The sequence below is a fragment of the Mesorhizobium sp. M2C.T.Ca.TU.002.02.1.1 genome, from assembly GCF_003997225.1.
Window position 1 is genome coordinate 1 of record NZ_RZTO01000232.1, and the last position, 7,915, is coordinate 7,915.

Sequence of the window (7,915 nt, forward strand, 5' to 3'; positions counted from 1 at the left end):
GCATCGGCCTCGCCCTCGGCATGTTGTGAGGGCGCCATGATCCCCGGCGAAGTCATCACCGCCAAAGGCGACATCGAGCTGAACGAGGGCTTGCCCACGGTGACGCTCAAGGTCGCCAACAGCGGCGACCGGCCGATCCAGGTCGGCAGCCATTATCATTTCTTCGAGACCAATGAGGGCCTGAAATTCGACCGCGAGAGCGCGCGCGGCATGCGGCTTGATATCGCCGCCGGCACCGCCATGCGCTTCGAGCCGGGACAGGAGCGCGATGTCACGCTGGTGCCGCTGGGCGGCGGGCGCGAGGTCTATGGTTTCCAGCAGAAGGTGATGGGCAAGCTGTGAGGTCCGCCGCCGCGCTCACATCACTTCGGGGGCTTGGCGGCCGCGTAGATGACGACCTTCCCCGGATTCTCGAACTCCACGGCGAGCACGTCCTCGGCCTGCACGCGTCGCGAATCGATCGCGTTGAAGAGAAGGGCGTTCGCCTCGATCTCCTGGCGCAGTTCGGCGACATCCTCCTGATGCTGCTTCACCTTGTTCTCGATGGCCGGCGGCGGTCCGCCTTCGCTGCGCGCGGCATCGGTCAGGAACACGATGTCGACCGTGTCGAGCTTGGTGGTCTTGCGCACCGTGCCGATGTTGTCGCGGGTGCGGTCGATGGCCGTAATGACCTTTCCGGCCTCCGTCCTGGAGAGCGCCTCTTCCTGCCGGACATCGGAATCGACGATTGCCGCGGCGGGCTTGCCGCTGTGCAGGGGCTGCACCGCGGATGCCGAATGGGGCGCGGCCATGAAAAGCGCGGCGGCAGCCACGGAACTCCATTTTGCAAAACGCCGAGCATTCGCCATCGTTCGCTCCTGACTGAACTCGTGGCGGGGCGAAAACAACGAAACGGTCCTGCCTGGCCGCAGGTTCCCTTCAAAAGCCTGCCGGCGGACCGCGAGGCGGCCCGCCCTGGCCCGCGATCAGCTCGCTTTCTTGGTGATCAGCGTCAGCGCGCCATTGGGCTGCATGCTGGCGGCGATCACCTGCGCCGAGCTCATGCCCTTGGCTTCGAGCGCGGATTTCACCTTGGGCGTGGCATCGATCGATTTGCGCAAGGTCTGCAGGCCGGCATCGCCGCGCTGCGCCACGATCTGGTTGACCTGCGTCTGCGTGTCCTTGGGCAGTTCGGTGATGTCGACGACGTTGACGCTCTGGATCGCCGGCACGGCGGGCTGAGCTTTCGGGGCGGCGGGCGCAGTCGGCGCCGGGCTGGGCTGCGGCGTCGGCTGCTGCTGAGCGCTCGCGGCACCCGCCATCATCAGGGTGGCGGTCGCGGCGAAAACTATCGCTTTGCGCATGGATATTCCTTCCATCGGCTTGGGAGTGATTCCGCCCGCCTCAACGGCGCGATGGGAACGCCCAAATTGGCGCTCAAAGTGTCGCCGGGCGGGTCATTGCGTGACCATTGGGTGGCGACAATGTGTGCCCAATACGCAATCAATCGGAATTTCGGGAGCAATTGCTGATGGCCAGGATTAGCCGCGCCGCCTATGCGCAGATGTATGGACCGACGGTCGGTGACAAGGTGCGGCTCGCCGACACCGAGCTCTTCATCGAAGTCGAGAAGGACCTTACGGTCTACGGCGAGGAAGTGAAGTTCGGCGGCGGCAAGGTCATCCGCGACGGCATGGGCCAGAGCCAGGTCACGCGGGCAGGCGGCGCGGTCGATACCGTCATCACCAACGCGCTGGTCGTCGATGCGCTTGCCGGCATCGTCAAGGCCGATATCGGCCTGAAGGACGGCCGCATCGCCGCGATCGGCAAGGCCGGCAATCCGGACACGCAAGCCGGCGTCACCATCGTCATCGGCCCCGGCACCGAGATCATCGCCGGCGAAGGCAAGATCCTGACGGCCGGCGGCTTCGACGCGCATATCCATTTCATCTGCCCGCAGCAGATCGAGGAAGCGCTGATGAGCGGTATCACGACGATGCTCGGCGGTGGCACCGGTCCGGCGCATGGCACCTTGGCCACCACCTGCACGCCCGGCCCCTGGCACATGGCGCGCATGATCCAGTCCTTCGACGCCTTTCCGATGAATATCGGCCTGTCGGGCAAGGGCAACGCGTCAAAGCCGGCGGCGCTGGAAGAGATGGTGCTGGCTGGCGCCTGCTCGCTGAAGCTGCATGAGGATTGGGGCACGACGCCCGCCGCAATAGACTGCTGCCTGTCGGTCGCCGACGCCTACGACGTGCAGGTGATGATCCATACTGACACGCTGAACGAATCCGGCTTCGTCGAGAACACGGTGGCGGCCATCAAAGGCCGCACCATCCATGCCTTCCACACCGAGGGCGCCGGTGGTGGCCACGCGCCCGACATCATCAAGGTCTGCGGCCTGCCCAACGTCATCCCGTCCTCGACCAACCCGACCAGGCCCTACACGGTCAACACGCTGGCCGAGCATCTCGACATGCTGATGGTCTGCCATCATCTGTCGCCGTCGATCCCGGAGGACATCGCCTTCGCGGAGAGCCGCATCCGCAAGGAGACGATCGCGGCGGAGGATATCCTGCACGACATCGGCGCCTTCTCGATCATCTCTTCCGACAGCCAGGCCATGGGCCGGGTCGGCGAGGTGGCGATCCGCTGCTGGCAGACCGCCGATAAGATGAAGCGCCAGCGCGGCGCGCTGCCGGGCGAAACCGGCGACAACGACAATGTCCGCGTCCGCCGCTATATCGCCAAATACACGATCAACCCGGCCGTCGCGCACGGCCTGTCGAAGGAGATCGGCTCGATCACGGTCGGCAAACGCGCCGATCTCGTCTTGTGGAACCCGGCCTTCTTCGGCGTCAAGCCGGAGATGGTGCTGGTCGGCGGCTCGATCGCCGCCGCCCCGATGGGCGATCCCAACGCCTCGATCCCCACGCCGCAGCCGATGCACTACCGGCCGATGTTCGGCGCCTATGGCAAGGCGCTGACCAATTCATCCGTGACGTTCGTCTCGAAGGCGGCGCTCGACGCCGGCCTGCATGAAAGGCTCGGCGTCGACAAGGCGATGATCGCGGTCGAGAACACGCGCGGCGGCATTGGCAAGCACTCCATGGTCCTCAACGACGCCACGCCGCATGTCGAGGTCGATCCGGAAACCTATGAAGTGCGCGCCGACGGCGAACTGCTGACTTGCGAGCCGGCGACCGTGCTGCCGATGGCGCAGCGGTATTTCCTGTTCTGACAGGCAGCTGATCAGTGGGCGGGCAAATAACGTTGCAGCTCGCGCGCGCAGACCGCAATATGCGGCAAAGCAGCAGTCGCATCGTGATCACGCATGGCCACCGAAATCGCCTCCCCGCACGACATCTTCCCGCATATCCGCATCGTCATGGGCATGGTGATCGGCCTCGGCGTCACGCGTCTGCTTTCGGGAACTGCCCGCATCGTCCAGCATCCCGGCCAATACCGGCTCTACGCGGTGCATCTCGCCTGGGTCGCCTCGGTGTTGCTGATGCTGGTGCATTTCTGGTGGTGGGAATTCGGCCTCTACGCCATCGAGAACTGGACCTTCGGCAAATACCTTTTCATCATCTTCTACGCCATCACGCTGTTCCTGCTCTGCGCGCTGCTGTTTCCGGATTCGATGCTCGATTACACCAGCTACGAGGATTATTTTTACTCGCGCCGCGGCTGGTTCTTCGGGCTGCTTGGCGCGACCTATCTGCTCGACGTCATCGACACGCTGCTCAAAGGCCCGGAGCATTTCGCCCGTTTCGGCAACGAATATCTGTTCCGCACGCCGGTCTTCGTGGCGCTCTGCATCGTCGCGATCCTGGTGCGCGACAAGCGCTTCCACATCGCCTTCGTCGCGGCCGCGCTGATCTATCAGATATCCTTCATCCTGCGGCTCTTCGACACCATCGTATGAGCGCCATTGGGCTGATGCTTGCATTGATCTAGGATTGGGAGAAATGCAGGGCTCAACCATCTACAAGGCCGTCGGATCGCGCGGCTCCCGGGTCAGCCGGGTGCTCTGGATGCTCGAGGAGCTCGGGCAACCCTACGAGTTCGTCGAGGTCAAGTTGCGCTCGCCGGAGGCCTATGCGCTCAACCCGTCCGGCAAGGTGCCGATCCTGATCGACGGCGAGTTGAAAATCACGGATTCGGCGGCGATCTGCGTCTATCTGGCCGACAAGCATGCCGACAAGGGCATGGGCGCCAATCCCGGCCTTGCCGGCCGCGCCGAGATGGATTCCTGGATGCATTTCGCCCAGAGCGAGCTGGAAGCGCCGCTCTGGAACAAGCTGCGCCACCGCTTCCTGCTGCCCAAGGATGTTCGGGTCGATGTCGGCCCGGCCGCGGCCTATGATTTCGCATCCGAAATAAAGGCGCTGGACCGCCGGCTTGGCGACAGGCCGTTTGCCTTGGGCGACCGGTTCTCCGCTGTCGACGTCTTGCTCGGCGACATGGGCAACTGGGCACGCGCCGGCCGTTTTCCGATCGAGTCCGACCGGGTGAATGCCTATTTCGACCGTGTGCTGTCGCGACCCGCTCGTGCCCGCGCCCAAGCTAATGGCGGAGCCATGAAATGAAGCTCAACATCAATACCGATTTCACCAAGTTTCCGCGTGCCGTTTCGGTGCTGCCGGCCGGCGAAGCCGGGGCGGCGACACCCTATGACAAGGCCGTGCTGCCGCATGACGAGCGCCATCTGCGCCGCCGCGCCATCGAGACTGCGGCCGGCGACAAGGTGCTGGTCGACCTGCCAGAACCGGTGGCGCTTGCCAATGGCGACCGGCTGGTGCTGGAGGACGGCCGCCAGCTCGAGATCGTCGCGGCGCCCGAGGAGGTCTACGACATCCGCGCCCGCGACGCCGTGCATCTGACCGAACTCGCCTGGCACATCGGCAACCGTCATCTTGCGGCGGCGATCGAGGCGGACCGCATCCTCATCCTGCGCGACCATGTCATCAAGGCGATGCTCGAAGGCCTCGGCGCCACGGTGAAAGAGGTTTTGCAGCCGTTCAGCCCCGTGCGCGGCGCCTATTCCGGCCATGGCCACGATCACGGCCATTCGCATGACCATGACCATGACCACGGTCACGATCATCATGATCACGACCATCACCACCACGACCATGGTCACCACCATCGCCATGACTGAGCAGCTTTCCACCGTCGCGCTGCTGCGGCTGATGGCCTGGCTGTCGCCGGCCTTCCCGGTCGGCGGCTTCTCCTACAGCCACGGGCTCGAGCGCGCCGCGCAGGATGGGCTGATCGCGGATCGTGAAGATCTCGCCGGCTGGCTGGGGACGCTGATCGAGATGGGATCGGGCTGGAACGACGCCGTGCTCTTCGCCGAAAGCTGGCGCCGCGCGCGTGACGGTGGCGATCTGGCGGAAATCGCCGCGCTGGCCGAGGCGCTTGCCGGATCGCGGGAGCGTCATCTCGAAACCATGCTGCAGGGTGCGGCCTTCCTCCAGGCCGCGTCCGCCTGGTTCTCTCCGGTGCTGCAGCGCTTGCCGGCCGATTGTCCCTATTGCGTCGCCGTCGGCGCCGTTGCCGGTAGCGGCGGTATCGATCTTGCGCAGGCTCTGTCCGCCTTCCTGCAGGCTTTCTTCTCCAATCTGGTGCAGGCGGCGATCAGGCTCGGCGTCGTCGGCCAGGTCGACGCCGTCGCATTGTTAGCCGGCTTCGAACCGCTGGCGCTGGCGACCGCATCGCGCGCCGCCGCTTCCAGCCTGGACGATCTGGGCGGCGCGGCCTTTACGTCGGACATCATGGCGATGAGGCACGAAACGCAATATTCGCGGCTGTTCCGCTCATGATCGTGCTTGCCGTCATCCTCTCCTTCGTCCTGCTGTTGATCACGACGCTGCATGTCTATTGGGGCATAGGCGGCATCTGGCCGGGCAAGGACCAGGCATCCTGCGCCCGCGCCGTCGTCGGCTTCCGTGGCGTTGACGAGATGCCGTCGTCATTCGCGAGTTTTGCAGTCGCCGCGTGCCTCGCGCTCGCGACGCTCTGGCCGCTGGCGCTCGCAGGTGTCTTCGCGACGCCCTTTCCAAGGGAAGGCCTGGCCGCCACGGCGTTGATGATCGGCCTCGTCTTCCTCGGCCGCGGCATTGCCGGCTTCACGCCCTGGTGGCGCCGGCTGGCGCCAGAGCAGCCTTTCGCACGGCTCGACCAGCGTCTCTATTCGCCGCTCTGCCTGTTGATCGGGCTGGGCTTTGCAGTTCTCGCTATCTCGGAGTTTCCGGCATGACGTCGAAAAACGGTCCTCTTCGCATCGGCATCGGCGGCCCGGTCGGCTCCGGCAAGACGACGCTGACAGAAAAGCTCTGCAAGGCGCTGCGAGACGATTTCTCGATCGCCGTCGTCACCAACGACATCTACACCAAGGAGGATGCGATGATGCTCGCGCGGCTGCAGGCATTGCCCGAAGAGCGCATCGTCGGCGTCGAGACCGGCGGCTGCCCGCACACCGCCATCCGCGAGGATGCTTCGATCAATCTGCGCGCCATCGCCGAGTTGAACAGAAAGTTCCCGGATCTCGACATCATCTTCATCGAATCCGGCGGCGACAATCTCGCCGCCACCTTCTCGCCCGACCTTGCCGACCTGACGCTCTATGTCATCTCGGTCTGCCAGGGCGAGGAGATCCCGAGGAAGGGCGGCCCGGCCATCACCCGGTCGGATTTCCTGATCATCAACAAGAGCGATCTGGCGCCCTATGTGAACGTCAACCTCGACGTCATGGAGTCCGATGCCGGCCGCATGCGCGGCAAGCGGCCCTTCGGCTTCACCGACCTGTCGCGCGGCAAGGGCTTGCAGCAAGTGATCGACTTCATTGTCGAGCAGGGCGGGCTGCAGTCGGAACGGCCTGCCGCCTGAGCCGCTGACCTACCAGTTTGCGGTTGCTGGCAGCCGTCAGGCACGGCATTCTCACCCAAACAGGAGGATTTTCGATGAGCCTTGCCCGCCTGCACAAGGAACCGCTGAGCAACCTGCCCTATTATGAGGAGCGGGTCGACCTCGCCGCCGCCTTCCGCTGGACCGCCCGGCTCAACATGCATGAGGCAGTGGCCAACCACTTCTCGCTGTCGGTCAACGAGGACGGCACGAAATTCCTGATGAATCCCAACCAGGTGCATTTCTCGCGCATCAAGGCGAGCGACCTGCTCCTGATCGACGCCAACGATCCCGACACGCTGTCCGGTCCCAACGCGCCCGACCCGACCGCCTGGGGTCTGCACGGCGCCATCCATCGCAACGTCCCGCATGCCCGCTGCGCCATGCATGTCCATTCCATCCACGCCACCGTGCTTGCCTCGCTCGCCGATTCGACGCTGCCGCCGGTCGACCAGAACTCGGCCATGTTCTTCAACCGCCATGTCGTCGACGCCAATTATGGCGGGTTGGCTTTCGAGGAGGAGGGCGAGCGCTGCTCTCAGCTTCTGACCGACCCCAAGGTCAAGGTGATGGTCATGGGCAATCACGGCGTCATGGTCATCGGCGACACCGTCGCCGACACCTTCAACCGTATGTTCTATTTCGAGCGCGCCGCCGAGACTTACATCAAGGCGCTGTGGACCGGCCGGCCGCTGCGCACGCTCTCGGACGAGATCGCCGAGAAGACCGCGCGCGAAATGGACGACTATCCCGGCCAGGCCGAGCGCCATCTGGCCGAGTTGAAGGCGATCCTCGACGAAGAAGAGCCGGTCTATAGGAATTGATGCCGGCTCCTCCTTCTCGCCGGTTACGCTGCGCTACGCACACATCTTCTGTGACCGGTGGGACTGATCGGGCCGAGGCTTGATTGCCATGTGGTTCCCCCAATCCGTCGCTGCTTCGCAGCGCCACCTTTCCCCCCTCCGGAGGGAAAGGAAGGGCGCCTTTCCTCTCCCCCGTCGATCGGGGGAGAGGTGGCTCG

The 7,915-nt window shown here is 64.6% G+C and carries 11 protein-coding genes; 9 read left to right on the forward strand and 2 right to left on the reverse strand.

Annotated features, from left to right (window positions below):
- The first annotated feature begins 36 nt into the window (after positions 1 to 36).
- Positions 37 to 342: an urease subunit beta gene (locus EOD07_RS14560; RefSeq protein WP_127235970.1), complete on the forward strand. Its 306-nt coding sequence runs from the start codon at positions 37 to 39 to the stop codon at positions 340 to 342.
- A 20-nt stretch (positions 343 to 362) separates the two neighbouring features.
- Here EOD07_RS14560 and EOD07_RS14565 read toward each other — a convergent pair whose 3' ends face one another.
- Positions 363 to 791 carry a hypothetical protein gene (locus EOD07_RS14565; RefSeq protein ID WP_245470144.1) on the reverse strand — a complete coding sequence of 143 codons (429 nt, stop codon included), beginning with the start codon at positions 789 to 791 and terminating at the stop codon, positions 363 to 365.
- 174 nt (positions 792 to 965) lie between these two features.
- Complete coding sequence (locus tag EOD07_RS14570) at positions 966 to 1,343, reverse strand: hypothetical protein (RefSeq protein WP_116389956.1); 378 nt, start codon at positions 1,341 to 1,343, stop codon at positions 966 to 968.
- A 164-nt stretch (positions 1,344 to 1,507) separates the two neighbouring features.
- On the opposite strand from EOD07_RS14570, the gene ureC reads away from it, so the two are divergent.
- The 8 genes from ureC to EOD07_RS14610 all read left to right on the forward strand — a co-directional run bounded on the left by ureC (position 1,508) and on the right by EOD07_RS14610 (position 7,718).
- Positions 1,508 to 3,223 carry an urease subunit alpha gene (gene ureC / locus EOD07_RS14575; protein ID WP_164772253.1) on the forward strand — a complete coding sequence of 572 codons (1,716 nt, stop codon included), beginning with the start codon at positions 1,508 to 1,510 and terminating at the stop codon, positions 3,221 to 3,223.
- A gap of 93 nt (positions 3,224 to 3,316) precedes the next feature.
- The gene (locus tag EOD07_RS14580; protein WP_127235973.1) at positions 3,317 to 3,910 is read left to right on the forward strand and encodes a hypothetical protein; all 594 of its coding nucleotides are present in this window, start codon (positions 3,317 to 3,319) and stop codon (positions 3,908 to 3,910) included.
- A 58-nt stretch (positions 3,911 to 3,968) separates the two neighbouring features.
- Entirely contained in the window at positions 3,969 to 4,574 is a 606-nt protein-coding gene (locus EOD07_RS14585; protein ID WP_127235976.1) for a glutathione S-transferase family protein, read from the forward strand.
- The gene (locus tag EOD07_RS14590) at positions 4,571 to 5,146 is read left to right on the forward strand and encodes an urease accessory protein UreE (protein WP_127235974.1); all 576 of its coding nucleotides are present in this window, start codon (positions 4,571 to 4,573) and stop codon (positions 5,144 to 5,146) included. The genes EOD07_RS14585 and EOD07_RS14590 overlap by 4 nt, the downstream gene beginning before the upstream one ends.
- Complete coding sequence (locus EOD07_RS14595; protein WP_127235977.1) at positions 5,139 to 5,810, forward strand: urease accessory protein UreF; 672 nt, start codon at positions 5,139 to 5,141, stop codon at positions 5,808 to 5,810. The genes EOD07_RS14590 and EOD07_RS14595 overlap by 8 nt, the downstream gene beginning before the upstream one ends.
- Complete coding sequence (locus tag EOD07_RS14600; RefSeq protein WP_127235975.1) at positions 5,807 to 6,247, forward strand: DUF3995 domain-containing protein; 441 nt, start codon at positions 5,807 to 5,809, stop codon at positions 6,245 to 6,247. Before EOD07_RS14595 ends, EOD07_RS14600 begins: the two co-directional genes overlap by 4 nt.
- A complete protein-coding gene (gene ureG / locus EOD07_RS14605) occupies positions 6,244 to 6,876 on the forward strand; it encodes an urease accessory protein UreG (RefSeq protein ID WP_041003813.1) in 633 nt (210 codons plus the stop codon). Before EOD07_RS14600 ends, ureG begins: the two co-directional genes overlap by 4 nt.
- Before the next feature lie 74 nt (positions 6,877 to 6,950).
- On the forward strand, positions 6,951 to 7,718 hold the full coding sequence (locus EOD07_RS14610; RefSeq protein WP_040986987.1) for a class II aldolase and adducin N-terminal domain-containing protein: 768 nt from the start codon (positions 6,951 to 6,953) through the stop codon (positions 7,716 to 7,718).
- Positions 7,719 to 7,915: the final 197 nt, after the last annotated feature.